General features: G+C 69.7%; 26 protein-coding genes, 1 tRNA gene and 1 riboswitch. Of the genes, 8 read left to right on the plus strand and 19 right to left on the minus strand.

Annotated features, from left to right (window positions below; all coding sequences use genetic code 11):
- Positions 1–3 precede the first annotated feature (3 nt).
- Positions 4–81, plus strand: a tRNA-Leu gene (locus OG230_RS13190).
- A 49-nt stretch (positions 82–130) separates the two neighbouring features.
- On the opposite strand, the gene rdgB is transcribed toward OG230_RS13190, so the two are convergent.
- The 3 genes from rdgB to rph all read right to left on the minus strand — a co-directional run bounded on the left by rdgB (position 131) and on the right by rph (position 2001).
- A complete protein-coding gene (gene rdgB, locus OG230_RS13195; RefSeq protein WP_328910385.1) occupies positions 131–733 on the minus strand; it encodes an RdgB/HAM1 family non-canonical purine NTP pyrophosphatase in 603 nt (200 codons plus the stop codon).
- A gap of 30 nt (positions 734–763) precedes the next feature.
- On the minus strand, positions 764–1162 hold the full coding sequence (locus OG230_RS13200; protein ID WP_328910386.1) for a hypothetical protein: 399 nt from the start codon (positions 1160–1162) through the stop codon (positions 764–766).
- A gap of 101 nt (positions 1163–1263) precedes the next feature.
- The gene (gene rph / locus OG230_RS13205; RefSeq protein ID WP_328910387.1) at positions 1264–2001 is read right to left on the minus strand and encodes a ribonuclease PH; all 738 of its coding nucleotides are present in this window, start codon (positions 1999–2001) and stop codon (positions 1264–1266) included.
- 128 nt (positions 2002–2129) lie between these two features.
- Here rph and OG230_RS13210 point away from each other — a divergent pair, with 128 nt between their 5' ends.
- Positions 2130–3833, plus strand: a complete 1704-nt coding sequence (locus tag OG230_RS13210) for a SpoIIE family protein phosphatase (RefSeq protein WP_328910388.1) — start codon at positions 2130–2132, stop codon at positions 3831–3833.
- 87 nt (positions 3834–3920) lie between these two features.
- On the opposite strand, the gene OG230_RS13215 is transcribed toward OG230_RS13210, so the two are convergent.
- Positions 3921–4196 (minus strand): PTS glucose/sucrose transporter subunit IIB, encoded by a 276-nt coding sequence (locus tag OG230_RS13215; RefSeq protein WP_328910389.1) that lies wholly within the window; start codon positions 4194–4196, stop codon positions 3921–3923.
- A gap of 179 nt (positions 4197–4375) precedes the next feature.
- Here OG230_RS13215 and OG230_RS13220 point away from each other — a divergent pair, with 179 nt between their 5' ends.
- Positions 4376–5686 carry a PTS transporter subunit EIIC gene (locus tag OG230_RS13220; protein ID WP_328910390.1) on the plus strand — a complete coding sequence of 437 codons (1311 nt, stop codon included), beginning with the start codon at positions 4376–4378 and terminating at the stop codon, positions 5684–5686.
- Positions 5687–5945: 259 nt separating this feature from the next.
- Complete coding sequence (locus OG230_RS13225) at positions 5946–7208, plus strand: PTS transporter subunit EIIC (RefSeq protein ID WP_328910391.1); 1263 nt, start codon at positions 5946–5948, stop codon at positions 7206–7208.
- Positions 7209–7284: 76 nt separating this feature from the next.
- Here the strand turns inward: OG230_RS13225 and OG230_RS13230 are convergent, their stop codons facing one another.
- On the minus strand, positions 7285–8037 hold the full coding sequence (locus OG230_RS13230; RefSeq protein WP_328910392.1) for an MBL fold metallo-hydrolase: 753 nt from the start codon (positions 8035–8037) through the stop codon (positions 7285–7287).
- A gap of 170 nt (positions 8038–8207) precedes the next feature.
- Between OG230_RS13230 and OG230_RS13235 the strand changes: the two genes are divergently transcribed.
- Positions 8208–8669 carry a type II toxin-antitoxin system PemK/MazF family toxin gene (locus OG230_RS13235; RefSeq protein WP_328910393.1) on the plus strand — a complete coding sequence of 154 codons (462 nt, stop codon included), beginning with the start codon at positions 8208–8210 and terminating at the stop codon, positions 8667–8669.
- A gap of 64 nt (positions 8670–8733) precedes the next feature.
- Here the strand turns inward: OG230_RS13235 and OG230_RS13240 are convergent, their stop codons facing one another.
- The 10 genes from OG230_RS13240 to clpS form a co-directional block, all read right to left on the minus strand.
- The gene (locus OG230_RS13240) at positions 8734–9684 is read right to left on the minus strand and encodes a PLP-dependent cysteine synthase family protein (protein WP_328910394.1); all 951 of its coding nucleotides are present in this window, start codon (positions 9682–9684) and stop codon (positions 8734–8736) included.
- The gene (locus OG230_RS13245; RefSeq protein WP_328910395.1) at positions 9684–9962 is read right to left on the minus strand and encodes a MoaD/ThiS family protein; all 279 of its coding nucleotides are present in this window, start codon (positions 9960–9962) and stop codon (positions 9684–9686) included. Before OG230_RS13245 ends, OG230_RS13240 begins: the two co-directional genes overlap by 1 nt.
- Positions 9963–10058: 96 nt before the next feature.
- The gene (locus tag OG230_RS13250; RefSeq protein ID WP_328910396.1) at positions 10059–10187 is read right to left on the minus strand and encodes a putative leader peptide; all 129 of its coding nucleotides are present in this window, start codon (positions 10185–10187) and stop codon (positions 10059–10061) included.
- Positions 10188–10277: 90 nt separating this feature from the next.
- Entirely contained in the window at positions 10278–11045 is a 768-nt protein-coding gene (locus OG230_RS13255; protein ID WP_328910397.1) for an ABC transporter ATP-binding protein, read from the minus strand.
- Positions 11042–12082 carry a FecCD family ABC transporter permease gene (locus OG230_RS13260; protein WP_328910398.1) on the minus strand — a complete coding sequence of 347 codons (1041 nt, stop codon included), beginning with the start codon at positions 12080–12082 and terminating at the stop codon, positions 11042–11044. The genes OG230_RS13255 and OG230_RS13260 overlap by 4 nt, the downstream gene beginning before the upstream one ends.
- Positions 12079–13071 (minus strand): ABC transporter substrate-binding protein, encoded by a 993-nt coding sequence (locus OG230_RS13265; RefSeq protein ID WP_328910399.1) that lies wholly within the window; start codon positions 13069–13071, stop codon positions 12079–12081. The genes OG230_RS13260 and OG230_RS13265 overlap by 4 nt, the downstream gene beginning before the upstream one ends.
- Before the next feature lie 37 nt (positions 13072–13108).
- A riboswitch (cobalamin riboswitch) is annotated at positions 13109–13265 on the minus strand.
- Between the two features lie 13 nt (positions 13266–13278).
- Positions 13279–13701: a M67 family metallopeptidase gene (locus OG230_RS13270; RefSeq protein WP_328910400.1), complete on the minus strand. Its 423-nt coding sequence runs from the start codon at positions 13699–13701 to the stop codon at positions 13279–13281.
- Positions 13702–13815: 114 nt separating this feature from the next.
- Positions 13816–15246: an amino acid permease gene (locus OG230_RS13275; RefSeq protein ID WP_328910401.1), complete on the minus strand. Its 1431-nt coding sequence runs from the start codon at positions 15244–15246 to the stop codon at positions 13816–13818.
- 306 nt (positions 15247–15552) lie between these two features.
- A complete protein-coding gene (locus OG230_RS13280; RefSeq protein WP_328910402.1) occupies positions 15553–16137 on the minus strand; it encodes a DUF2017 domain-containing protein in 585 nt (194 codons plus the stop codon).
- A gap of 46 nt (positions 16138–16183) precedes the next feature.
- Positions 16184–16492, minus strand: coding sequence for an ATP-dependent Clp protease adapter ClpS (gene clpS / locus OG230_RS13285; protein ID WP_185300569.1), 309 nt, complete (start codon positions 16490–16492; stop codon positions 16184–16186).
- Between the two features lie 89 nt (positions 16493–16581).
- On the opposite strand from clpS, the gene OG230_RS13290 reads away from it, so the two are divergent.
- Both OG230_RS13290 and OG230_RS13295 read left to right on the plus strand, forming a co-directional pair.
- Positions 16582–17910 carry a nicotinate phosphoribosyltransferase gene (locus tag OG230_RS13290; RefSeq protein ID WP_328910403.1) on the plus strand — a complete coding sequence of 443 codons (1329 nt, stop codon included), beginning with the start codon at positions 16582–16584 and terminating at the stop codon, positions 17908–17910.
- Between the two features lie 122 nt (positions 17911–18032).
- Positions 18033–18629 carry an isochorismatase family protein gene (locus tag OG230_RS13295; protein ID WP_328910404.1) on the plus strand — a complete coding sequence of 199 codons (597 nt, stop codon included), beginning with the start codon at positions 18033–18035 and terminating at the stop codon, positions 18627–18629.
- Between the two features lie 10 nt (positions 18630–18639).
- Here the strand turns inward: OG230_RS13295 and OG230_RS13300 are convergent, their stop codons facing one another.
- Both OG230_RS13300 and OG230_RS13305 read right to left on the minus strand, forming a co-directional pair.
- Positions 18640–18987, minus strand: coding sequence for a hypothetical protein (locus OG230_RS13300; protein ID WP_328910405.1), 348 nt, complete (start codon positions 18985–18987; stop codon positions 18640–18642).
- A gap of 123 nt (positions 18988–19110) precedes the next feature.
- On the minus strand, positions 19111–21513 hold the full coding sequence (locus OG230_RS13305) for an immune inhibitor A domain-containing protein (RefSeq protein ID WP_328910406.1): 2403 nt from the start codon (positions 21511–21513) through the stop codon (positions 19111–19113).
- 370 nt (positions 21514–21883) lie between these two features.
- On the opposite strand from OG230_RS13305, the gene OG230_RS13310 reads away from it, so the two are divergent.
- Complete coding sequence (locus OG230_RS13310) at positions 21884–22177, plus strand: hypothetical protein (protein ID WP_328910407.1); 294 nt, start codon at positions 21884–21886, stop codon at positions 22175–22177.
- A 7-nt stretch (positions 22178–22184) separates the two neighbouring features.
- Here OG230_RS13310 and OG230_RS13315 read toward each other — a convergent pair whose 3' ends face one another.
- A complete protein-coding gene (locus tag OG230_RS13315) occupies positions 22185–22853 on the minus strand; it encodes an RDD family protein (RefSeq protein WP_328910408.1) in 669 nt (222 codons plus the stop codon).
- An 89-nt stretch (positions 22854–22942) separates the two neighbouring features.
- A complete protein-coding gene (locus OG230_RS13320) occupies positions 22943–24538 on the minus strand; it encodes an RDD family protein (protein ID WP_328910409.1) in 1596 nt (531 codons plus the stop codon).
- Between the last annotated feature and the right edge of the window lie 108 nt (positions 24539–24646).

Raw genomic sequence — 24646 nt, forward strand, 5'->3', positions numbered from 1 at the left:
TATGCGCCCGTACGCCAACTGGTGAGCGACGATCTTTAGGTGGTCGTGTTTGTGTCGGTTCGAATCCGACCGGGCGCACCAGTCACAATGCCTGGCTCCTCCGCAACGGGGGAGCCAGGCATTCGCGTCTTCAGCCCACCAGTTCCCGCACCACCGGCACCAGCGCCCGGAACGCCATGCCGCGGTGGCTGATCGCGTTCTTCTCCGCCGGGGTGAGTTCCGCGGCCGTGCGGGTCTCGCCGTCCGGCTGGAGGATCGGGTCGTAGCCGAAGCCGTTCGTGCCGGACGGGGTGTGGCGCAGGGTGCCCAGGAGGCGGCCCTCGACCACGCGTTCCGTGCCGTCGGGGAGGGCCAGGGCCGCCGCGCAGGCGAAGTACGCCGTGCGGTGGTCGTCGTCGATGTCGGACAGCTGGGCCAGGAGCAGGTCCAGGTTGGCCCGGTCGTTGCCGTGGGTGCCCGACCAGCGGGCGGAGAAGATGCCGGGGGCGCCGCCGAGCACGTCTACGCAGAGGCCGGAGTCGTCGGCGATGGCCGGGTGGCCGGTGGCGCGGGCGAGGGCGTGGGCCTTGAGGAGGGCGTTCTCCGCGAAGGTGACGCCGGTTTCCCTGACGTCCGGGATCTCGGGGTACGCGTCCGCGCCGACGAGGTCGTGCGTGATACCTGCGTCGGCGAGGATCGCATGGAGTTCGGTGATCTTCCCGGCGTTGCGGGTGGCGAGGATGAGGCGGGTCATGCCCTGATTATCGCCGGGCGGAGCGGGGCCCTACGGGGTGCAGACCTTGCCGATCTCGGTGGCCGCGTCGGTGACCGGGGTGATGTCCGGGGTGGCGTCGCCGGCCTCGATGGAGCCGCGGACGTTGGTAACGCCGGTCTGGAGGTCGTCGACGGCCTTGCTGAGGTCGGCGTTGTCGGTCTTGTCGCCGAGGTTCTTCAGCTCCTTGTCGATCTCGTCCAGGGCTTCGGACGCCTGCGTCGGGTCGTCGGCGGCGGTGGAGACGGCCTGCTGGAGCTTGCTGACGCTGGTGGCTATGGCGTCGGCGGTCTGGACGCAGTCGAGCGCCTTGTCGAGGGCGCTGCAGCCGACGGCCGTGGTGAGGGTCAGCAGGGTGGCCGTGACGGCGAGTGCTATGCGGTGGTGACGGTGGTGGTGGCGCTTGGCCATGGTGCGGTCCCTCCCCGGGGGTTGTACGTGGACGGGCGCACGGTTCGACCCGTGCGCCCGTACCCGTAACGACGCTGTGTGGTGCGCTCTTGGTTGCTTCTTTACTCGCCGAGGGTGCGGGCGAGGGCTTCGAGCTGGAGCGCGGTGAGGCTTTCGCAGCCCGCGGTGGCGAGGTCGAGGAGCGCGTTCAGCTCCTTGCGGTCGAAGGGCTCCGCCTCGGCGGTGCCCTGGACCTCGACGAAGCGGCCGTCGCCGGTGCAGACCACGTTCATGTCGGTCTCGGCGCGGACGTCCTCCTCGTAGCAGAGGTCGAGGAGGGGGGTGCCGTCGACGATGCCGACGCTGATGGCGGAGACGGTGCCGGTCAGCGGCTTGCGGCCGGCCTTGACGATCTTCTTCGTCTGGGCCCAGGTGATGGCGTCGGCAAGGGCGACGTAGGCGCCGGTGATGGCCGCCGTGCGGGTGCCGCCGTCGGCCTGGAGGACGTCGCAGTCGAGGACGACGGTGTTCTCGCCGAGCGCCTTGTAGTCGATGACGGCACGCAGGGAGCGGCCGATGAGCCGGCTGATCTCGTGCGTACGGCCGCCGATCTTGCCGCGTACGGATTCGCGGTCGCCGCGGGTGTTGGTCGAGCGGGGCAGCATCGAGTACTCGGCGGTGACCCAGCCTTCACCGCTGCCCTTGCGCCAGCGCGGGACGCCTTCGGTGACGGAGGCGGTGCAGAAGACCTTGGTGTCGCCGAAGGAGATGAGTACGGATCCTTCGGCGTGCTTGCTCCATCCGCGTTCGATGGTGACGGGGCGGAGCTGTTCGGGGGTGCGGCCGTCGATGCGAGACATGGGAGGAAGCCTAGTGGTCGCAGGGAGGGACCTTTGGCCTGCACTCCCACGACCAATGGCATTTACTGGACATTTAGGGTTCTGCCTAAGATTTTACTGTCAAACTCTCCACTCACAGGAAGATCTGAATGCCGACCCTGAAGAAGCAGACAGTCCGGCCGGATGAGTCCGCACGCCTGCCCACCTCGGGCCACGAGGCATCCGTGCAGGCCCTGGAGGGCGCGCCGCACGGCATTCTGATCGCTTCCACGGAGCAGGAGGCGACGGCGCTCTACGCCAACGAGCGCCTGGAGGACCTGTTCGCCACGAAGGTGCCCATGGAGCCGGGCGCCCTGCTGGCGGCCAGCACCTCGTTCTTCGACCGGAACGGGGAGCCGCTGGCGTTCCCCGATTCGCCGCTGGGCATCGCCCTCGGCCGGCGCCGGGCGGCCAGGGCCGAGCTGCAGTACCGCCCCGAGGGCGGGCCGGTGCTCTGGCTCGACATCAGTGCCACTCCCCTCGTCTGCGAGATGAGCGAGCTGCCGCTGGCGGTGGCGTACGTCCACGACGTGTCCCAGCAGAGGCGCGCGGCCGGCGAGCTGGACGAGGTGAACCGCAGGCTGGCCGAGCAGCTCGACGACATCACGTGGGTGCACAGCCTGACCGAGCGGCTCACGGATCACGGCCGTGTGGACAGCACGCTGAACCAGGTGCTGGTGGAAGGCGCGCGGATGCTGCAGGCGGACATGGGGGTGGCCCGGCTGCGCAACGAGGAGGAGTCCTCGATGGAGACGCGTGCGCTGTACGGGGTCTCGCCGGAGGCGCAGGAGGTCCATCAGGCGGCCATGGCGCTGGGGCCCGCGCATTTCGTGGTGGACGACGCGGAGGAGGCGGGCGGCACGCTGATCGTCGAGGACGTGCAGACGGACCCTTCGTGTTCGGCCGAGCTGCGCGAGCTGGGGCGTGCGGCCGGGTTCCGCAGCGTGTACGCGCTGGCGCTGAGCACGGTGTCGGGGCGCCGGCTCGGCGTCCTGGCGTGGGCGTGGCGCAGGCCGGGACGTCCGACGGCGCGGCAGCGCCAACTGGTGGGGACGTACTGCCGGTTCGCCGGGCAGATGGTCGAGAACAATCTGCTGTACGAGCGTGAGCGCCGGATCGCGGGGACGCTCCAGGACTCGATGATGGCGCAGGAACTGCCGTCGATCCCGGGGCTGCAGGTCGCCGCGTGCAGTCTGCCGGGGGCGCGTGGGATGCAGGCCGGGGGCGACTGGTACGACGTGATGGCGCTGCCGGGCGGAAAGGCGGCGCTGGCGCTGGGCGATGTGATGGGCAAGGGGCTGCGGGCGGCCACGGCGATGGGGCAGCTGCGGACGGCGCTGCGCAGTTACGCGTTGCTGGCCGGGGAGGACCCGGTGGCGGTGCTGACGAATCTGAACGCGCTGAGCCAGGACATGGCGCTGACGGAGCTGGCCACGGTGCTGTACATGACGGTGGATCCCGAGCGGCGCTCCGCGGTGGTGGCGTCGGCGGGGCACTGTCCGCCGTTGCTCCTGGACGGGTCGGGGGCGCGGTTCCTGCATGCGGGCCACGGCGTTCCGCTGGGGGTCGTGGACGCGTGGGACGCGGAGCCGGATTGTTTCGAGCTGGAGCCGGGTGCGCTGCTGGTGCTGTACACGGACGGTCTGGTGGAGCGGCGCGGCGAGGAGCTGGGGGTGGGTCTGGAGCGGCTGCGCGCGGCGGCGTCGGCGGCGCCGTCGGATGTGGACGGCCTGTGCGGGCACTTGGTGAAGGAGTGTCTGGACGAGGGCGAGAACACGGACGACGTGGCGATTCTGGCGGTGCGGGTGCGCTGACGGGGTGGGGGTCCGGGTGCGGAACCGGCCGCCGCTTCCTGCGCGGACAGGAGGCGGCGGCCGGTCGGGTGAGCCGGTGTCAGCGGGTCACATCATGTCTTCGATGTCCGCGGCGATGGGGTCCGCGTCGGTGCCGATGACGACCTGGATCGCGGTGCCCATCTTGACGACGCCGTGGGCTCCGGCGGCCTTGAGCGCGGCTTCGTCGACCTTGCTGGGGTCGTGGACCTCGGTGCGGAGGCGCGTGATGCAGCCTTCGATCTCGTCGATGTTCTCGATACCGCCGAGCCCGGCGACGATCTTCTCAGCCTTGCTGGCCATGTCCTTCTCCCTGGTCTTTGCGTGCTGTGAGCGGACCACCATGGGTCCGTTTCGTCACGGTAACGCACGGTTGGCCCAACTTCGCAGGCGCGTATCCGGCTGATCACGAATGATGACGATCACCGGCGCCCTGTCTTCCGAGCGGGCTCCGCACCGTACCGCGACTGGTCTACACCAGTTTGCAACAACCGCCAAACCAGGCGTGTTCCGGGAGGATGCCGATGAGCTCCAACAGCGCAGCAGTGCCAGAACGGAAGTGGTGGAACGGCCTCTTCCAGGGGCTGCAGAAGATGGGCCGCAGCCTCCAGCTGCCGATCGCCGTGCTGCCGGCTGCGGGCATCCTCAACCGGCTCGGTCAGCCGGACGTCTTCGGCGACGACGGTCTGGGCTGGACGAACGTGGCCAAGGTCTTCGCGGCGGCTGGTGGCGCGCTGCTCGACTCCGGCCTCGGCCTGCCCCTCCTGTTCTGCGTCGGTGTCGCCATCGGCATGGCGAAGAAGTCGGACGGCTCGACGGCCCTCGCGGCCGTGACCGGCTTCCTCGTCTACTACGCGGTGCTGCACGCGTTCCCGGTGGACTGCGCCCCGGGTTCGACGTTCACGTCGGGCGGCACCTGGTTCGGCACCTGCGTCGACGGTGACGCGACGGTGACGGCGGCCGAGTACCAGAACCCCGGCGTCTTCGGCGGCATCGTCATGGGCCTGCTGACGGCCTGGCTCTGGCAGCGGTACCACCGGGTCAAGCTGGTCGACTGGCTGGGCTTCTTCAACGGGCGCCGACTCGTCCCGATCATCATGGCGTTCGTCGGTCTGGCCGTCGCGTCCCTGGGCGCCTGGGTGTGGCAGCCGATCGGTGACGGCCTGATCGACTTCTCCGAATGGCTGGTGGACCTGGACTGGGCGGGGTCGGGCATCTTCGGTATCGCCAACCGCGCCCTGCTCGTCTTCGGCCTCCACCAGTTCCTCAACACGTTCGTCTGGTTCCAGTTCGGCGACTACACCAAGCCGGACGGCACGGTCGTCCACGGTGACATCAACCGGTTCCTGGCGGGCGACCCGACGGCCGGCCAGTTCACCACGGGCTTCTTCCCGATCATGATGTTCGCGCTCCCGGCCGCGGCACTGGCGATCTACCACTGCGCGAAGCCGCACCGGCGCAAGGCGGTCGGCGGCATGATGGTCTCGGTCGGTCTGACGTCGTTCGTGACCGGTATCACCGAACCGATCGAGTACTCGTTCCTCTTCGTCGCACCCCTGCTGTACGCGATCCACGCACTCCTCACCGGCGTCTCGATGGCGGTGACCTGGGCGTTCGGGGTGAAGGACGGCTTCAGCTTCTCGGCGGGTCTGATCGACTACGTCATCAACTGGAGCCTGGCGACCAAACCATGGCTGATCATTCCGGTCGGCCTGGGCTTCGCCGTCGTGTACTACGTGATCTTCCGGTTCGCAATCACCAAGTTCAACCTCCAGACTCCCGGGCGCGAGCCCGACGAGATCGAGGAAGAGATCGAGAAGAATCTCACCAAGTAGCCCTCGCCGGGCATCGCACCCGGCCCCACGAAGGCCCCCGGACCGCCTGGTCCGGGGGCCTTCGGCATGTCACTGAGGGTGCCCGATGCACTACTGCGAATTAGGGGGAATTTGCAGGTTCCTTATCTAACCTTCACCGTGCTAAAACTGGTCTACACCACTGAGTGGTCCAGACCACGCGGCATCGACCCGCCGCGTTCCTTGAGTCGTCGCCCCCAAGAAAACTGCCCTGGCGGCGCCTTGCCTATGGAGGAAGTTGATGAGTACGGCCACCGCTTCGGCGGCCCCCGCGAAGAAGCGGGGCTCCGGCCTGTTCCAGGGCCTGCAGAAGGTGGGACGCAGCCTCCAGCTGCCGATCGCCGTGCTGCCCGCGGCGGGCATCCTGCTCCGCCTCGGCCAGCCCGATGTCTTCGGGGCCGAGGGCCTCGGCTGGGGCAAGGTCGCCACGGTCTTCGCCACCGCCGGTGACGCGGTCTTCGCCAACCTGCCGCTGCTGTTCTGCGTCGGCATCGCGATCGGCTTCGCCAAGAAGGCCGACGGCTCGACCGCCCTCGCCGCCCTCGTCGGCTTCCTGGTCTACAAGAACGTGCTGACCGCGTTCCCGACCTCCGACGCCGTCGTCAACACCACGGCCAACAACGGTGTCGACGTCGCCGCGACGTACAACGACCCCAAGGTCTTCGGCGGCATCATCATGGGCCTCCTCGCCGGCGTCATATGGCAGCGCTACCACCGCACCAAGCTGGTGGACTGGCTCGGCTTCTTCAACGGCCGCCGTCTCGTCCCGATCATCATGGCGTTCGTCGGCACCGTGATGGGTGTCCTCTTCGGCCTGGTCTGGGAGCCGATCGGTGACCTCATCACCAACTTCGGCGAGTGGATGACCGGTCTGGGCGCCGTCGGCGCCGGTGTCTTCGGTGTCGTCAACCGCGCGCTGCTGCCGGTCGGCATGCACCAGTTCGTGAACACGGTGGCCTGGCAGGAGATCGGTTCCTTCAAGGACTCCGCGGGTGGCATGTGGCACGGCGACCTGCCGCGCTTCTTCCACGGTGACCCCACCGCCGGTCAGTTCATGTCCGGCTTCTTCCCGATCATGATGTTCGCGCTGCCGGCCGCCGCCCTGGCGATCACGCACTGCGCCCGCCCCGAGCGCCGCAAGGCCGTCGGCGGCATGATGATGTCCCTCGCGCTGACCTCCTTCGTCACCGGTATCACGGAGCCGATCGAGTTCGCGTTCATGTTCATCGCGCCGCTGCTGTACGTGATCCACGCCGTGCTGACCGCCGTCTCCATGGCCGTCACCTGGGGTCTGGGCGTCCACCACGGCTTCAGCTTCTCCGCCGGTGCGATCGACTACTTCCTGAACTGGAACCTGGCGACCAAGCCCTGGATGATCATTCCGATCGGCCTGGTCTTCGCGGCGATCTACTACGTGGTCTTCCGCTTCGCCATCACCAAGTTCAACCTGACCACCCCGGGCCGCGAGCCCGAGGAAGAGGTCGAGGACCTGACCAAGGCGTAAGCCCGGTCCGGACAGATGCGACGAGGCCCCCACCTTCCCGGCGGAAGGTGGGGGCCTCGTGCGTGCCGCGACCGGGTCAGACCTCGTACACCGCGCCCGGGGCAGCCAGCTCGACCGGGCCGTCGTAGGCCCCGCGGGCGTCGGCCACGTTGCGGGCGGCGTCCGTCCACGGCGGGATGTGGGTGAGGACGAGGCGTCCGGCCCCGGCCCTCGCGGCGTGCTCACCGGCCTCACGGCCATTCAGGTGAAGATCCGGGATGTCCTCCTTGCCGTCGACGAACGACGCCTCGCACAGGAACAGGTCCGTGCCCTCGGCAAGTTCGTCCAGGGCCTCGCAGGGCCCGGTGTCCCCGGAGTACGTGAGCGTCCGGCCGCCGTGCTCGAGGCGGATGCCGAAGGTCTCGACGGGGTGGCAGAGCTGCTCCGTACGCACCGAGAAGGGGCCGATCTCGAACGATCCCGACTTGAGCGTGTGGAAGTCGAAGACCTCCCCCATCGCCCGGTCGGACGGGGTGTCGGCGTGGGCCGTGGTCAGCCGCTGTTCGGTGCCGTCGGGGCCGTACACCGGGATGGAGGCGGGGCGCCCGCCGTCGTGCCGGTAGTAGCGGACCACGAAGTACGCGCACATGTCGATGCAGTGATCGGCGTGGAGGTGGCTGAGGAAGATCGCGTCGAGGTCGTAGAGACCGACGTGGCGCTGCAGCTCTCCGAGGGCGCCGTTGCCCATGTCGAGGAGCAGCCGGAAGCCGTCGGCCTCTACGAGGTAGCTCGAGCAAGCCGAACCCGCTGACGGGAACGAGCCGGAGCAGCCGACGACGGTGAGCTTCATGGAGCGAGAACCTCCGTGACGTGGGAACGGGGAGGGTTCGTGCGGTGCGTTGAACGGTTCGTCGAGCGTAAGGCGCGAAACACCCGGTCGCTCCTCCGCGGCCTGCCGTTGTGGGGGAACTCACCTGCTCTGTCACCGGTTCGATGGAAGGCGCCGGTACGGTCGTTCGTATGAACACGTCCTGGTGGGTGGCGCTCGGCGCGGTCGTACTGCTCGCACTGGCCGTGACGGTGGTGGACGGCCGGAGGCGCGGCGGCGGGGGCCGTCCGGGTGGGCGGACCCGTCCGCCGGGCAGGCCCACGGGACCGCGGCGCGGGACGGGGCCGCAGCCGAAGCCGGGTGAGATCTGGTGGGCGGAGGTGCCGTACGAGGACGGGCCCGGGTCGAAGGACCGGCCGTGTCTCGTGCTGTCGGTGCGGCGCGGCACGGCCGTCGTCGCCAAGATCACCAGCAAGCACCATGCGGAGCGGCCCGGGGTGATCGCGCTTCCGTCGGGGACGGTGGGGGACGCGCAGGGGCGGCCGAGCTATCTGGAGCCGGACGAGACGCGGAACGTGGCGGTGCGGGGGTTCCGGCGGAAGGTGGGGGCGGTGGACCCGGGGGTGTGGGCACGGGTCCGCAAGTCGCGCTGAGGACCTCGAACGCCGGACGGGCTGGATCTTCGGCCCGTCCGGCGTCGAGTGAGGTGCCGGGCAGCTACGCCCAGAGCTGGCCCTGAAGCGTTTCGATGGCCGCTTCCGTCGTGGGGGCGGTGTAGACGCCCGTCGACAGGTACTTCCAGCCGCCGTCCGCGACGACGAAGACGATGTCGGCGGACTCACCGGCCTTCACGGCCTTGTTGCCGACACCGATCGCGGCGTGCAGGGCCGCACCCGTGGAGACGCCCGCGAAGATGCCCTCCTGCTGGAGGAGTTCGCGGGTACGGGTGACGGCGTCGGCGGAGCCGACGGAGAAGCGGGTGGTGAGGACGGAGGCGTCGTACAGCTCGGGCACGAAGCCCTCGTCGAGGTTGCGCAGGCCGTACACGAGGTCGTCGTAGCGCGGCTCGGCCGCCACGATCTTGATGCCCTCGACCTGTTCGCGCAGATAGCGGCCCACGCCCATGAGCGTGCCCGTCGTGCCGAGGCCGGCCACGAAGTGGGTGATGGACGGGAGGTCCGCGAGGATCTCCGGTCCGGTGGTCGCGTAGTGGGCGCCCGCGTTGTCCGGGTTGCCGTACTGGTAGAGCATCACCCAGTCGGGGTGCTCGGCCGCCAGTTCCTTGGCGACGCGGACGGCCGTGTTGGAGCCGCCCGCCGCCGGGGACGAGATGATCTCCGCGCCCCACATGGCGAGCAGGTCCCGGCGCTCCTGGGAGGTGTTCTCCGGCATGACGCAGACGATGCGGTAGCCCTTGAGCTTGGCCGCCATGGCGAGCGAGATACCGGTGTTGCCGCTGGTGGGTTCCAGGATCGTGCAACCGGGCGTCAGGCGGCCGTCCTTCTCCGCCTGTTCGACCATGTGGAGCGCGGGGCGGTCCTTGATCGAGCCGGTGGGGTTGCGGTCCTCCAGCTTGGCCCAGATGCGCACGTCCTCGGACGGGGACAGCCGTGGCAGACGGACCAGGGGCGTGTTGCCCACGGCCGCCAGCGGGGAGTCGTACCGCATCAGCGCATGCCACCGGCGACGGCCGGGAGGATGGTGATGCTGTCGCCGTCGCTCAGCTTCGTGTCGATGCCATCGAGGAAGCGGACGTCCTCGTCGTTCAGGTACACATTCACGAAGCGGCGGAGCTCGCCACCGTCGACGATGCGCTCGCGGATGCCGGTGTGGCGGCTCTCCAGGTCGGCGAGCAGGTCGGCGATGGTCGCTCCGCTGCCCTCGACCGCCTTGGCGCCGTCGGTGTAGGTGCGGAGGATGGTCGGGATGCGGACCTCGATGGCCATGGCGTGGGCTCCTGTCGGAAGCGGAGAGGTGGCGTGGGGCGCGCGTTTCTGCCCCCGCGCGGGGGTGGGGCGTGTGGGTGGCGCTCGGACCGCGGCTCAGACCGTGCGGCTCACGGGCAGGCTGCAGCCGGGACAGATCGCGCTGGACAGCCTGCACAGGTCGACGTGCAGCCGCGCGACGAGCAGCATGCCCGGCGTCCTGTCGCTCACGTCATGGAGAACCATGCGGTCATCGTATCGATTCCCGCCCCGGAAACCCGAGTGTGATCTCGCATGGTGGATGGTGAACGTTCACTGGGTGGACAGTGTGGGCCGTCAGGGAAGGTAGACGACGGTCGGCGCGCCCGTCGTGGGGTGCTTTGTGACCTCTGCCGTGACGCCGTACACGGAGCTGAGCAGCTCCGGGGTGAGGACGTCCGTCGGGGTGCCCGAGGCGACGACCCGGCCGTCCCGGAGCACGTAGATCCGGTCGCAGTAGTACGCGGCGAGGTTCAGGTCGTGCAGGGCGAGGAGGTTCGTCGTGCCGAGGTCGCGGACGAGGGAGAGGATCTCCAACTGGTAGCGGATGTCCAGGTGGTTGGTGGGTTCGTCGAGGACGACGAGCGCGGGCTGCTGGACGAGGGCGCGGGCGACCAGGGCGCGCTGGCGTTCCCCGCCGGAGAGCGAGGCGAACGCGCGGGGGGCGAGCGCGGTGATGCCCACGCGGTCCAGGGCCTCGGTGACGAGGGCGTGGTCGGCGGTGGTGTCCGTCTCCCAGAAGCGTTTGTGCGGGGCGCGGCCCATGGCGACGACCTCGCGCACGGTCAGCTCGAATCCTGCCTGGCCGTCCTGCGGGACGGTGGCGATGCGGCGGGCGCGGGCCTTCACCGGGAGGGTGGCAAGGTCGTCGCCGTCCAGGAGGACCCGGCCGTGGGTGGGGCGGAGGGTGCCGTACACGCAGCGCAGGAGCGTGGTCTTGCCGCTGCCGTTGGGGCCGACGAGGCCCACCGTCTCGCCTGCTGCGGCGGTCAGGTCGACGGAGTCGACGAGGTGCCGGCCCACGCCGGTCCCGTACGAGAGGCCCTCGGTGCGCAGGGTCGTCATGCGGGCGCTCCTTCGGGGCGGCGGCGCAGCATCCAGAGGAAGAACGGGCCGCCGGTGAGGGCGGTGAGTACGCCCACGGGGATGTCCTGGGGTGCGGCGACGGTGCGGGCGGCGAGGTCGGCGAGTACGAGGAAGACGGCGCCGCCGAGCGCGGCGACGGGCAGCAGGGCGCGGTGTCCGGCGCCGACGGCCATCCGGGCCATGTGCGGCACCATCAGGCCGACGAAGCCGATCGCTCCGCTGTACGCGACGAGGGCGCCGGTGAGCAGGGAGACGAGGACGAAGACGGCGGCGCGGAAGCGTGCGGTGTCGAGGCCGAGGACGGTGGCGCCCTCCTCGCCGACGAGCAGCAGGTCGAGGGGGCGGGCGATGGTGAGGAGCAGGGCCGTACCGATGACGAGGACCGTCGTGGGCAGGGCGAGCATGTCCCAGCGGGCCGAGCCGAGGCCGCCGAGCGTCCAGTACAGGACTTCCTGGAGGTGGTCGGCGCGGGCGGAGGTGACCAGGATCAGGCTGGTGAGCGCGGACAGGATGTAGGAGACGGCCACTCCGGCGAGGACGAGCCGGTTGGTGGTGAGGCCGGAGCCGCCGCGGGCCAGGGTGTAGACGAGCACGAGCGAGGCGAGGGCGCCGGCGAACGCGGCGGCGGGGATGGTCACGGTGGTGGCGAGTCCGGCCCCGATGCCGAGGACGATGACGAGGACGGCGCCGGTGGACGCGCCGGAGGAGACGCCGAGGAGGAACGGGTCGGCGAGCGGGTTGCGGACCAGGGCCTGGAGGACGGTGCCGATGACGGCGAGTCCGGCGCCGACGACGATGCCGAGCAGGACGCGGGGCAGCCGTACGTCGAGGACGATGGTGCGGAAGGGGCTCGGCCCGGCCCGCCCGGTCAGGATGTCGAGGACCTGGCCGGGCGGGATGCGGACGGAGCCGAGGGCGAGGGCGGCGACGACGGCCGCACCGAGGACGGCGGCGAGGACGCCGACGACGAGGGTGTACCGCAGGCGCCGGCGCGTGTCGGGGGCGCGGCAGCTCACCGGGCGGCGGCCGTCTCCGGGTGGAGCTGGGCCGCGAGGGTCTCCACGGCCGCGGGGGCGCGGACGCCCAGGACCGCGTCGGACAGCGGCAGTACGGCGAACCGCTTGTTCCTGATCGCGGGGACGTCGGCGAGAGCCGGGTCCTCCAGGAGGCGCTTCTTCTTCTGGGCGACGGTGGTGGCGCCGTAGTCGTAGATCAGGACGACGTCGGGCTTGCGGGCGACGACGTTCTCCCAGGAGGCGTCACCGAAGGGCTTGTCGAGGTCGGCGAAGACGTTCCGGCCGCCGGCCCGGGTGATCATCTCGTTGCCGATGCCCTTGCCGCCCGCGGTGAAGGCGGTCTTGTCGCCGCTGTCGTAGACGAAGACCGAGACGGGTTCGACGTTCTCGAGCTTCTGGGCGGCTGCGGCGTTGGTGGCCTTCGCGTCCCGGATCCAGCGTTCGGCGCGGTCGGCGACGCCGAAGGTGCGGCCGACCTCGCGGACCTCCTCGTAGAGGGTGTCCATGGCGGTGTCGCCCTTGGCGCAGTACTCGGTGTTGAGGCGGCTGTCGATGCCCGACTTCCTCAGCGCCTCGCGGCTGCGGCCGTCACTCGCGGCGAACGCGGAGTCGTAGCCGCCGTAGACGAAGTCGGGTGCCGCGGCGAGGAGCTTCTCGTAGGAGGGGTACTCCTTGGCCAGGACCGGGGTGGCCTCGTACTCCTCGGCGTACTCCGGGAGGACCTTGTCGTCGAGGTAGGCGGTGCCGACGAGGGAGGAGGCCAGGCCGAGTTCCAGCATCACTTCGGTGACGTGCTGGTTCATGGTGACGGCGCGCTTCGGGGGCGCCTCGTACGTCGTGGTGACACCGCAGTTGGTGACGGTGTACGGGAAGCCGGGTGCCGCTTTCGCGTCCCCGGAGCTCTTCGTCCCGTCCGCGGTGGAGCAGGCGGTGAGAGCGAGCGGGAGCAGCAGCACGGCGGCTATGAGCGCGGGGGTGCGCCTGGACATGGCGAGCCTCTCCGGGGGATTTCCTCGTCCCCTGGTCGATGCGAGAAGGCGGCAGGTCAGTTCCTGACTCCCGTTCCCTGTCCCGGAGATGACTCTCCCGGAGGGCTCGGTCACAGTGGCGGGACCGTGCCGGACTTGCACCGGCTTCCTGGTTCCTGCCGCCTCGTTGGTCTGCGTGCAGTCTGTCAGATGGTCGTCACGGACGGGTCAGTACGCCTCGACGACCTTGACGTCTTCCTCCGTGATCTCGCCGTCCACGATGCGGTACGAGCGGAACTGGAAGGGGCCCGCCTCGTCGGTGTCCGCGGTGGAGACGAGGACGTAGTGGGCGCCGGGTTCGTTGGCGTACGTGACGTCGGTGCGCGAGGGGTACGCCTCGGTCGCCGTGTGCGAGTGGTAGACGATCACGGGCTCCTCGTCGCGGTCGTCCATCTCGCGGTAGAGCTTCAGCAGGTCCGCGGAGTCGAACTCGTAGAACGTGGGCGAGCGGGCGGCGTTGAGCATGGGGATGAAGCGCTCGGCTCGGCCCGTTCCGGCCGGGCCCGCGACCACGCCGCACGCCTCGTCGGGGTGGTCTGCGCGGGAGTGCGCCACGATCTGGTCGTACAGCGCCTGGGTGATGGTCAGCATGGCGTTCAGGATATGCATGCGGGCCCGCGCGTACCGGGGAGTGGTACGCACGGGACCGCATGGTGGACGGGGCCGTTGGGGCGGCCGTTCGTCCGGGGCAGCCTCCGGGCGGGGTCAGCGCTTGACGAAGGCGGTGTTCTCGGGGTTGCGGGCCTTGAGCACCAGGTAGGAGACACCGAGGATCAGGGCCCAGAGCGGGGCGCAGTACAGCGAGATCCGGGCGTCCTTGTCGACGGCCATCATGACGATGACGAGGCCGATGAAGAGGAGGGCGAACCAGCTGGTGAAGGGGGCGCCGGGCGCCCTGAAGGTGGACTGCGGCAGCTCACCGCGGTCGGCCTTGGCGCGGTAGCGGATCTGGCAGACGAGGATCATGATCCAGGCCCACATGCCGGAGATGGTCGCGAAGGAGACGACGTACGTGAAGGCGTCGCCCGGCCACTGGTAGTTGATCCAGACGCCGACGAGCATCAGCGCGGCCGAGAAGGTGGTGCCCGCCAGCGGGAGGCCGTTCTTCGTCAGCTTGGTGAACGCCTTCGGGCCCTGCCCGTTGAGCGCCAGGTCGCGGAGCATGCGGCCGGTGGAGTACATGCCGGAGTTGCAGGAGGACAGCGCCGCGGTGAGCACGACGAAGTTCACGATCGCGGCGCCGACGCCGAGGCCCATCTGCTCGAACGCGGCGACGAACGGGGAGACGCCCGGCTTGAACGAGCTCCACGGCACCACGGAGAGGATCATGATCAGCGCGCCGACGTAGAAGACGGCGATGCGCCACGGCACGGTGTTGATGGCCTTGGGCAGGACGGTCTTCGGTTCCTTCGACTCGCCCGCCGTGACACCGACGAGCTCGACGGCGAGGAAGGCGAACATCACGATCTGGAGGGTCATCAGCGTGCCGCCGATGCCCTTGGGGAAGAATCCGCCGTCGTTCCAGAGATTGGCGACCGTCGCGGTGTCCCCGGCGTCGGAGAAGCCGATCGTGAGGACGCCGGCGCAGATCAGGATCATGCCGATGATCGCGGTGACCTTGACCATCGAGAACCAGAATTCGAGCTCACCGAAGAGCTTCACGGAGATCAGGTTGGCGCCGTACAGAATGAACGTGAATACGAGCGCGGACAGCCACTGGGGAATGTCCCACCAGTACGTCATATAGGTCGCGGCGGCCGTGACCTCGGTGATTCCGGTGACCACCCAGAACAGCCAGTACGTCCAGCCGGTCACGAATCCGAAGAACGGGCCGATGAATTCACGGGCGTACTCGGAGAAGGATCCCGACACCGGGCGGTACATGAGGAGTTCACCCAGGGACCGCATGATGAAGAAGATCACCAGGCCCGCGATGGCGTAGGCCAGGATGAGACTGGGCCCCGCCCGGTCGATGGCCTTGCCCGCGCCCAGGAAGAGCCCGGTGCCAATGGCTCCGCCAATGGCGATCATCTGGATCTGACGGGCTCCCAGTCCGCGCTGGTAACCCTCGCCCGCTGTTTCGGCATTCGCGGCCTCGTGGCCCGAGTGCCCCTTGTCGACCTGCGCCGATGTCATGGTGATGCGCCTTTCTCCACGCCGATCCGCGCCCTCGCAGGCTACGGATCAGGTCCTGATCCCCCCGGATATGGATGGAGTGCCGCCGGCGTTCGGCCGGTCTGTAGCGCCCCCGGGAACAGGGGTGGCGTCCCCGGGTGGTCGTGAAGATTTATCACGCAGGCCGGGGCAGCCCAGGAGTCATTGTGTGGCGCACACCACAGGAAAAAGCGGACAAGCGTTTCCAGGCGCAGCAAAAAAGGCCATTCAGGTGACGCGATCGTTATTCGGATTTGAGCGTCCGTTGAGCGAACACCTGCGGGGCGGCTACGGCATCAGTGTCTCGACGAGGGTCTCCTGGAGCGCACCGAGCCAGAGGTAGGCCATCACCATGGGCTTGCGCGGGTCGCTGTCGGGAAGGCGGTAGAGCGAGCCGTCCTCGCCGCCGTCCTCGTCGGTGACCTCCAGACGGGTGCCGATGGTGAGCCGCAGGTCGTTGAGGGAGCCCAGCCAGTTGTGGCACTCCTCGGCGGTGAGCCTGAGTACGGCGCCGCCGTCGCCGACGGGGGCGAGGGCGTCCAGGGTCCGTACGACGGCGAGGGCGTCGTCGCGCTTGCGGTTGCGCAGGTCGTTCTCGGTGAAGCGGCGGAACTCGGCGGACGCCTCGCGCAGCTCCTTGTCCTCGTCCCCGTACGCCTCGGGGAAGAGCCGGGCCAGGGCGGGGTCGGACGGCGGTTCGCTGGGGCCCTCCGCGAAGAGCGCGGCGAGCGGGTCCTCCCCCTCGGCGGGCTGGTCGCCGGGGCCGATCAGCTCCAGCAGCTGGACGGCGAGGGAGCGCAGGATGGCGATCTCGACCTCGTCGAGCGCGACGGCCGCGCCGCCGCCGGGGGTGGCCTCGAAATGGCCGGCCATGGATTCTCCGATGGTGGGGCGGAAGGAGGGGCGGGGCGGCGACGGGCTAGTTGCGGTCCTGGGTCAGGGTCGCCCAGAGACCGTAGCCGTGCATGGCCTGGACATCGCGCTCCATCTCCTCGCGGCTTCCGCTGGAGACGACGGCACGGCCCTTCTGGTGTACGTCCAGCATCAGCTTGTGGGCCTTGTCCTTGGAGTAGCCGAAGTACGCCTGGAAGACATAGGTCACGTAGCTCATGAGGTTGACCGGGTCGTTGTGCACCAGCGTCACCCAGGGGACATCGGGCTCGGGGACGACGGAGGTCTCCTCGGCCGATTCGGGACGTTCGATCTCTACGGGGGCAGCAACGCTCACCTACCCCATGCTGCCACCCGGAAGGGCTCATCGCACAAACGGACCCCACATCTCGTCACTTTGACGAAATAGGGGGTAGCATCCGTGTCATGAACTCAGCGGACCTTGGGCGACGGGTCGGTGTGCCGTCGACCGCACTCTTCACCGACCAGTACGAGCTCACGATGGTGCAGGCCGCACTGAAGGCCGGCACCGCGGACCGGCACTCGGTGTTCGAGGCATTCACCCGGCGCCTGCCCGAGGGGCGGCGCTACGGAGTGGTCGGAGGCACCGGGCGGGTGCTCGACGCGGTGGAGAACTTCCACTTCGACGACGAGATGCTGGCCTTCCTCCGCGACCGGAACATCGTCGACGGACCGACACTCGAATGGCTGGCCGACTACCGGTTCAGCGGCGACATCTGGGGCTACCCGGAGGGCGAGGTGTACTTCCCGGGCTCGCCGATCCTGCGGGTCGAAGGCTCCTTCGCCGAGTGCGTACTGCTGGAGACGGTGATCCTCTCCATCCTCAACCACGACTCGGCGATCGCCGCCGCCGCCTCCCGGATGTCGGCCGCCGCGGGTGGCCGCGGGCTGATCGAGATGGGCGCCCGGCGCACGCACGAGCTGTCGGCGGTGGCCTCGGCGCGCGCCGCGTACGTCGGCGGCTTCGACACCACCTCCGACCTGGCCGCGGGATTCCGGTACGGCATCCCGACCGTCGGGACGAGCGCACACGCCTTCACCCTGCTCCACGACAGCGAGCGCGACGCGTTCCAGGCCCAGGTCGACTCCCTCGGCCGGAACACGACCCTGCTGGTCGACACGTACGACGTGACCGAGGCGGTCCGTACGGCGGTGGAGATCGCCGGTACGGAGCTCGGGGCCGTACGGATCGACTCGGGCGACCTGCTCCTGGTCGCGCACCGGGTGCGGCAGCAGCTGGACGAGCTGGGCGCCACCGAGACGAAGATCGTGGTGACCTCGGACCTGGACGAGTACGCCATCGCCTCGCTCGCCGCGGCGCCGGTCGACGCCTACGGCGTGGGCACGCAGCTGGTCACCGGCAGCGGGCAGCCCACCTGCTCGATGGTCTACAAGCTGGTCGCCCGCGCGGGTTCCGCCGACCCCTCCGACCCGCTGCGTCCGGTCGCCAAGAAGTCGCTGGGCGGCAAGACCTCGGTGGGCGGACGCAAGTGGGCCGCGCGCCGGCTGGACGCGTACGGGGTGGCCGAGGCCGAGGTGATCGGCACCGGCCCCGTCCCGGAGGAGCTGGCCGGCCGGCAGCTGCTGGTGGAGCTGGTGCGGGACGGCGAGGTGATCGCGCGCGAGCCGCTGGAGGCGGCCCGGGAGCGGCACATCGCCGCCCGGGACGGCCTGCCGATGTCGGCGAGCCAGCTGTCGCGCGGCGAGCCGGTCATTCCCACCGAATACCTCTGAGCGATCAGGCCCGTACGGAGCGGTGGCCGGACGGGCTTGATTGTCGGGCCGGAGTCTCTAGGCTCGATGGCATCCCCACCCGGCCCACCACCGCACCACTCCCCCATCGAAGGACACCCGCCATGCACCGCGCGTTGATCGTCGTGGACGTTCAGAACGACTTCTGCGAGGGCGGCAGCCTCGCGGTGGCGGGAGGCGCCGACGTCGCCGCCGCCATCACCGATCTGATCGGTGAGGCCCAGGCCGGATACCGCCATGTGGTGGCCACCCGCGACCACCACGTCGACCCGGGCGACCACTTCTCGGACAGCCCCGATTTCGAGCACTCCTGGCCGGCGCACTGCGTCGCCGGTACGGAGGGGGTGGGCTTCCACCCGAACTTCGCCCCCGCCGTCGCCTCGGGCGCCATCGACACCGTCTTCGACAAGGGCGCCTACGCCGCGGCGTACAGCGGCTTCGAGGGGGTCGACGAGAACGGTGTCGGCCTCACCCAGTGGCTGCGGGACCGCTCCGTCACCGAGGTCGACGTGGTCGGTATCGCCACCGACCACTGCGTCCGGGCGACGGCGCTGGACGCGGCACGCGAGGGCTTCACCACGCATGTCCTGCTGGATCTGACCGCGGGAGTCGCCGAGGGGACCACCGAGCGGGCGCTGACGGAGCTCCGGACCGCGGGCGTGGAGCTCACCGGGAAGCCGGTGGTCCGGCCCGCGGTCTAGGGCGTTCCGATCAGGCGGCAGGGCGGACCGGGCCCGCGTAACCGCCGCTCGGTCTCAGCAGGGCCCGGATGGGGTGCCAGAGCTCCTGGCCCGTCTGCGGCGAGGCCCGCCACAGCAGACCGTCCGGGTGGTGCAGCACGGCCGTGATCTCGTCCGGCGTGGGCGGATGGGTGTTGCCGCGGAGGTAGACGGCGCGCAGGCCCAGGTTGCGCAGCCGCGTCAGGGCGCGTGCCCGGTTGGCCGCGTGCACCAGGATCCGCACCGGCGCCGCCGGGTCCGCCCCCTCTGCCGTATGGGTCAGGGTGAGTGCCACCACCACCGTGCCGTTCGGCAGCCTGCAGAAACCTCCACCAGCCATCTTCCGCGCTCCCCCGTGAGACGTCATGTCAATAAGGATCTGAACAAGACGCACCTAAACACGATCGGCCGCCGCCCGCTAGAGGGCGACGGCCGATCATGGTTTGACCTGCGGTGATGCTGACTACTTGGTCGACGGACCAACCAGGACGGTCATCGTGGAGCCGCTGAGCGGCTCGCCGACGATCGAGATCCGGGTGTTCGTGTCAGTGACCTTGACACTTCCGGTCGGGTTCTCCGCGTACCAGTAGGTGCCCTTGCGGTCGTCGAAGACCGGGACACCGCGCGACGGCTTGATCTGCAGCGGCACGTCGGCCTTGTGCAGCGTGAAACCGTCGGTCCGCTGCCAGCTGAACGGAGCGTCGAACGGCTGGATCTTGTTGCGCAGCAGCGTGCCGTCCGCCCACTTCAGCGGCTTGGCGTGCGAGTCGATCGGGAGGATCAGACCCTGGCCGTGGTGCTGGGAGGTGTTGTTGTCCTTCTGGGACTGGTCCCAGAGCCACACCATCAGACCGTTCTGGTACGGGTAGTGCTCGACCCAGTCGGGACGGGTCGACGAGAAGCCGAAGTTGTACGGGCCGACCTTGAGGGTCTTGTCGTACGAGACGTACTGGCGGTTCTCGGCGATGTAGAACTGCGGGTAGTCGTTGGTGAACGACTCACCGATGCGCGAGAAGCCCTTGACGGTCCAGCCGTTGTCGTCGCCCTCGGCGTTGTCCGTGAAGAGCGCGGCACCGTCGGCGGTCACCGTGATGGCGTCGGCGGTGAAGCCCTTGCCGCCCGCGCCGCCGTCCGTCTGGTAGCGGAAGCGGAGGTCGATCTTCTTGCCCGCGTAGGCGTTCAGGGAGTACGAGAGCTTCTTGTACGCGCCCGAGACGTCGGTCAGCGCCGGCTTGTCGCTGGCGTCGCGCGGGATCGCCTTGCCGTCGGCCGTGCCGTCCAGAGCGGTCCAGTTGGCACCGCCGTTCTCCGACACCTCGGTGTAGAGGTAGTCGTAGTCGGCCTCGATGTCGTACCAGCCCGAAAGGTCCAGCGACGCGGCGGACTTGCCGGTCAGGTCGACCGAGCGGGTCAGCGTGTTCGACAGGTCGTCGCCCATGTCGCTCCACCACTGCTTCGAGCCCTCGGCGGGCTTCGTGACAGAGGTGGTGACGGCCTTCTTCGGGAGCTCGACGACGAGCGCCTGCTTGTCCTTGGTGTTGTACTCGGACACGCCCAGCTTGTGCAGCGAGGTCTTGCCCGCCTTGGCCGTGGCGTAGTCGAGCCAGCCCAGCTGGAGCTTGTCCCAGGCGGTCATGTCGCCCGGCAGGTTGCCGATCTCACCGGTGCCGGTGCCGAGCCAGGAGCCCGCCGACATCAGGGACCAGAAGCCGACCGAGTTCTCGCCGCCGCCGGAGGTGTCGTACAGGTCCGGGAGACCGAGGTCGTGGGCGTACTCGTGGGCGAAGACACCCAGGCCGCCGTTCTCGGGCTGCGCGGTGTAGTCGCCGACCCAGATGCCCGTGTCGCCGATCTGCGCGCCACCGGCCTTGTTGTTGGCCGGGCCGGTCGCGCCGGCGTTGGTGCCGTACGCGTACCAGCGGTGGGCCCACAGCGCGTCGGTGCCCTGGGCACCGCCGCCCGCGGACTCGTCCTCGCCGGCGTGGACCAGCTGGAAGTGGTCGATGTAGCCGTCGGGCTCGTTGAAGTTGCCGTCGCCGTCGAAGTCGTAACGGTCCCACTGGTCGTACTGCGCCAGGTCCGTCTTGATCTCTTCGAGGGTGCGGCCCTTGGCCTTCTGGTCGGCGACCCAGGCGTTGACGCCGTCGCGGACCGTGTCCCAGACGTTGGCACAGTTGGTGCTGCCGCAGTAGTTGGAACCGTAACGGGCCTCGTTGTACGGGACCTTGACCCAGTCCGAGACCTCGCCGTCGACCGAGTAACGGCCGGAGGAGGTCTTCTCGTAGTAGGTCTTGAGCGAGTCGACGCCCTTGCCCTCGCCGAAGTACAGCTCCTGGAAGTGCTCCTGGTTGTAGTCGGCCTTCCAGGCGGTGCTGTTGTCCTTCGCCGGGTCGGGCTCGGCTATCTGGTTGTGCGCCGGGCCGGCCGTGCCGCCGTACTTCTTGACGGGCGGCTTGGGGCCGTCGCCGTCCGGGTCGAACATGGTGGTGTCGTCGACCTGGTCGCCGAACTCCACCAGGATGGTGAAGATCTTGTCGGTCTTCTCGCGGCCGAGCTCGACGTACTTCTTGTCGTCGAGCTTGACGACCTTCGAACCGTCCCGGGTCGAGACCTTCTTGTCGCCCGAGATGACCTGCTCCAGGGCGGCCTGACGCTCTGCGTCCTGCTGCTTGCTGAAGGGGCCCTCCAGGTCGTGGTCCTGTCCCTTCGACGGTGCCGCCGGGTCACGGCGGTCGACGATGGAAGCACCGGAACCCGATGTCTGGTCATCTGCCTGCGCTGTGGCGAAAGCCGAAGCCGTCGCGGCGCTCGCGGCCAAGGCCACGGCAACCGCGGTGGCGCGGAGCGCACGTCTCTTAGTGGTCACTTGATGCAGTCCTCCCCAGCGCCCGCGTCCGCGGCCAGGGGGTTACTGAAGGGCCGCGCGCGTAAACGCGTCACAAGTGACGACATTCGATCGGAGTTACGGAAGAAAAGACAGACCTTGACTTGAACAGACCAAGTGCACTATGCAGGAGTCTCATTCCGGTATCCGGACATTCACGAGATGGCAACGGGCGCGTCGGAAGAGTGTGTTGACGGGGAACGTGACCCAGTGCGCCCCCCGTGCATCGGCACCGTGGGTTAGGTCACGCTTACCACCCGTTCCGCTCGGGCATCCACCGTCATAGAGTCGCTTGACAGTGCGACCGTGTTGAGAGACTGCCCCAACCGACGTCCCGAGGACGGAAATCGCCATGCCGCATCCGACTGCCGCACAGCTCTCCTACGGTTCGGTCACCGTCGTCTTCTCGACCCTCGCCATGCTGCTCCTCTCCCGTACGGAATCCGTCGTCGGCGTGGCGGTGATCGGCACGGCGGCCCTCGCGCTCGGCCTGCTGGTGGCCGTGACCGTGCCGCTGCCCAAGCGCACCGGGCCGGCGGAGCCGTCGGCCGCCGTCCGTACGCACCAGGCGCTGGACGGCATCTCCGCGAAGGTTCCCGCGGCACGCCGCGCCGAGCGCGTCGAGGAGCACTCGCTGCGCAGGTGACCCCGCGCTACGGGACGGCGACCACGACCGTCTTGGACGCCTTGTCCTGGAGGGCCTGCCGGTAGGGCTTGTCCGTGAACATCAGCACGATGTTGATCAGCCACCACAGGCACGGGCAGCACAGCAGCGCCGGCACCCACAGCACGACCGCGCGCATCAGCGCGGCGCTGGTGTCCGGTACGCGGCCGTCGTTGAGCATCGCGACGCGCAGCTTCAGCAGCCGCTTCCCGAGCGTCCGGCCGTCCTTCTGGGTGAGATAGGTGTCGTACGCGACGTAGGCCACGAGGCCGATCAGTGACCAGAGCAGCTGGTGCCCGCTGTACGAGTTGCTGAGGGCGGAGGAGAAGTCCTCGTCGCCGTTGTCGTTCGTGACGTCGACCGCGCCCCCGAAGGGCAGCGAGATCAGATACAGCGGGATCGAGATGATGAGGAAGTCGATCAGCCGCGCCAGAATCCGCTTGCCCGGTTCGGCGAGCGGCGGCATACCTGCCAACGGGTCCACCCCGCCGTACTGACCGCCGTACTGGCCCGGATCGTACGGCGGCGGCGGAGGCGGCGGGGGCGGTTCGCTGCCGTAGGGAGAACCCCCGGACGGCGGCGTCGGCTCCTGCGGCTTCTTGAGGAACGGATCGTCGTCCTCGGGCGGCTGGCCGGGCGTCGGCTGGTCGTTACTCATGGGGGCAGTGCACCCCGGCCCACCCCCGCCCGCAACGGCTCAGGTGCGTTCGGGGGAAGGGGCCGTTCCGCCGGGCGGGCGACGGGCCGTCAGCCGGCGACGAAGGTGCGGGCCGCCTTGTCGTGCCAGCACTGGCGCCACGGACGGTCGATCAGACACCACAGCACATTGAGCACCCCGACGACGAGGATGCCGAGGACTCCGTAGACGAGCCAGCGGCGCAGCGCGGCTCCCACGGTGGGCGGGCCGTGGGACTCGATGTCGCGCACCTCCAGCCCGCAGAGCTTCTTGCCCAGCGTGCGTCCCCACTTGGCGGTGGGCAGCGCCTCCAGGAGGAAGCCGAGGACGAGGAAGGCGCCGAGGACTCCCCCGAACAGGCCCGCCGTCGTGGAGTCCACGAGCCAGACGGTGACGGTCTCGCCGGACTGCTTGGCCGCTTCGATCTTCTCGTCGATGTGGTCCAGGGCCTGGGTGACGAGCGGGAATCCGACCGCGCCGACGACGGCGCCGAGCACGACCGTGTCGAGGAGCCGGGCGGCGAGCCGCTTGCCGAGCCCGGCGGGCCTGGCCGACGTCTGGGCGCGGGCGAGCTGCTGGAAGTGGTCGTCGACGGGCGGCTTCCAGGGCACGACGGGCTGGTCGGACCTGCCTCCCTGCAGTCCCTGGCCGGCCGGTTGCGGGCTCTGCTGCTGCCCTTGGGGCTGCTGCGGCTGGAGTTGCTGCGGCGCCGGGGCGGTCCGCTCGGGCTGGGCGAGCTGGTGGACCTGCTGGGCCCAGGAGGCCGAGCCGCCGCCGGGGCCGGGGGTGAGGGGTGTCTGGAGTGCCGGGGGTACGGGGGCGGGGGCGGGTGCTGCGGGGGCCTGGTTCCGCGCCTGCGGGGTCTGCGGGGGCTGCGCCGTCCCGGACGGCCCCTGCCGCTGTGCGGGGGCGGGTGCGGCGGTCTGCGGGGTGGCGCCGGGGCCCACCGCACGGATCGTCATCGTCCCGTCTGCGGGCGCGGGTCCGGTGTCCCGGGACCGGTTGGGCCCGGCGCCCTGGCTGCCCGTGGCGCGGATCGTGACGGTCCCGTCGGCCGGCGGGCGTGGCGCGTCGGCGGGGCGGTCGGACCGGATCCCCATCGTGCCGTCGGGGACAGGGGCGCCGCCGTCCCGCATACCGGGCAGCGCGCCGCCGGTCGGGTCCTGCGGCGCGGGCCGGCGCGGGTCGACGGGGGCCCGGTCGGCAGGCGTACGGGGACCGGGTGTGCGGTCCACCGGGGCGCGGTCGGCCGGGTTCTGCGCGTCGGGGGCAGGCTGGGCCTGCTGGCCGCCCCAGGAGACGCGGCGGTCGCGGTCGCCGCCGAAGCCGGTCTGGCGGGAGGTGTCGGCCTGCCAGGCGGGGGCGGGTTCGGTGCGGCCTCCGGCGGCCGGCTGCGCGCCGCTGCCGTGGACCTCGTCGACGTCGTCGACCTCGTCGAAGAAAACCGGTCCGGTCTCCTCCACCGAGGCCGCCCGCTGTGCCGGTGCGGAGGCATCTTCGGCGGGAGGCGGGGCCGGGGCCGTCTCGCCCTGCTGGGGCGCCGGCCGACTCGTACCGGGAACCCACGAAACACCGTTCCAGTACCGGACGTACCCGGGAATGGAGGGGTCGGGGTAGTACCCCTCGCGGGGGCTGTCGTCACCGGGTGCCGGGGTTGGCGCGCTCATCACCGTGGTCCCGTATCTCTTCGAGGTCTCAGACCGTCCGTACAAGGGTCCACATCTATCAGACGGCCACCCGCCCCCGGGCCGGTCCCGTCGTTTGGACCTTCTTCC

This window comes from Streptomyces sp. NBC_00234 (assembly GCF_036195325.1).
Classification (GTDB): domain Bacteria; phylum Actinomycetota; class Actinomycetes; order Streptomycetales; family Streptomycetaceae; genus Streptomyces.

Excerpts from the sequence above, each read along its gene's own strand:
- rdgB (WP_328910385.1), bottom strand. The coding sequence starts at position 733 with ATGACCCGCCTCATCCTCGCCACCCGCAACGCCGGGAAGATCACCGAA.
- OG230_RS13200 (WP_328910386.1), bottom strand. The coding sequence starts at position 1,162 with ATGGCCAAGCGCCACCACCACCGTCACCACCGCATAGCACTCGCCGTC.
- rph (WP_328910387.1), bottom strand. The coding sequence starts at position 2,001 with ATGTCTCGCATCGACGGCCGCACCCCCGAACAGCTCCGCCCCGTCACC.
- OG230_RS13210 (WP_328910388.1), top strand. The coding sequence starts at position 2,130 with ATGCCGACCCTGAAGAAGCAGACAGTCCGGCCGGATGAGTCCGCACGC.
- OG230_RS13215 (WP_328910389.1), bottom strand. The coding sequence starts at position 4,196 with ATGGTGGTCCGCTCACAGCACGCAAAGACCAGGGAGAAGGACATGGCC.
- OG230_RS13220 (WP_328910390.1), top strand. The coding sequence starts at position 4,376 with ATGAGCTCCAACAGCGCAGCAGTGCCAGAACGGAAGTGGTGGAACGGC.
- OG230_RS13225 (WP_328910391.1), top strand. The coding sequence starts at position 5,946 with ATGAGTACGGCCACCGCTTCGGCGGCCCCCGCGAAGAAGCGGGGCTCC.
- OG230_RS13230 (WP_328910392.1), bottom strand. The coding sequence starts at position 8,037 with ATGAAGCTCACCGTCGTCGGCTGCTCCGGCTCGTTCCCGTCAGCGGGT.
- OG230_RS13235 (WP_328910393.1), top strand. The coding sequence starts at position 8,208 with ATGAACACGTCCTGGTGGGTGGCGCTCGGCGCGGTCGTACTGCTCGCA.
- OG230_RS13240 (WP_328910394.1), bottom strand. The coding sequence starts at position 9,684 with ATGCGGTACGACTCCCCGCTGGCGGCCGTGGGCAACACGCCCCTGGTC.
- OG230_RS13245 (WP_328910395.1), bottom strand. The coding sequence starts at position 9,962 with ATGGCCATCGAGGTCCGCATCCCGACCATCCTCCGCACCTACACCGAC.
- OG230_RS13250 (WP_328910396.1), bottom strand. The coding sequence starts at position 10,187 with ATGGTTCTCCATGACGTGAGCGACAGGACGCCGGGCATGCTGCTCGTC.
- OG230_RS13255 (WP_328910397.1), bottom strand. The coding sequence starts at position 11,045 with ATGACGACCCTGCGCACCGAGGGCCTCTCGTACGGGACCGGCGTGGGC.
- OG230_RS13265 (WP_328910399.1), bottom strand. The coding sequence starts at position 13,071 with ATGTCCAGGCGCACCCCCGCGCTCATAGCCGCCGTGCTGCTGCTCCCG.
- OG230_RS13270 (WP_328910400.1), bottom strand. The coding sequence starts at position 13,701 with ATGCTGACCATCACCCAGGCGCTGTACGACCAGATCGTGGCGCACTCC.
- OG230_RS13275 (WP_328910401.1), bottom strand. The coding sequence starts at position 15,246 with ATGACATCGGCGCAGGTCGACAAGGGGCACTCGGGCCACGAGGCCGCG.
- OG230_RS13280 (WP_328910402.1), bottom strand. The coding sequence starts at position 16,137 with ATGGCCGGCCATTTCGAGGCCACCCCCGGCGGCGGCGCGGCCGTCGCG.
- OG230_RS13290 (WP_328910403.1), top strand. The coding sequence starts at position 16,582 with ATGAACTCAGCGGACCTTGGGCGACGGGTCGGTGTGCCGTCGACCGCA.
- OG230_RS13295 (WP_328910404.1), top strand. The coding sequence starts at position 18,033 with ATGCACCGCGCGTTGATCGTCGTGGACGTTCAGAACGACTTCTGCGAG.
- OG230_RS13300 (WP_328910405.1), bottom strand. The coding sequence starts at position 18,987 with ATGGCTGGTGGAGGTTTCTGCAGGCTGCCGAACGGCACGGTGGTGGTG.
- OG230_RS13310 (WP_328910407.1), top strand. The coding sequence starts at position 21,884 with ATGCCGCATCCGACTGCCGCACAGCTCTCCTACGGTTCGGTCACCGTC.
- OG230_RS13315 (WP_328910408.1), bottom strand. The coding sequence starts at position 22,853 with ATGAGTAACGACCAGCCGACGCCCGGCCAGCCGCCCGAGGACGACGAT.
- OG230_RS13320 (WP_328910409.1), bottom strand. The coding sequence starts at position 24,538 with ATGAGCGCGCCAACCCCGGCACCCGGTGACGACAGCCCCCGCGAGGGG.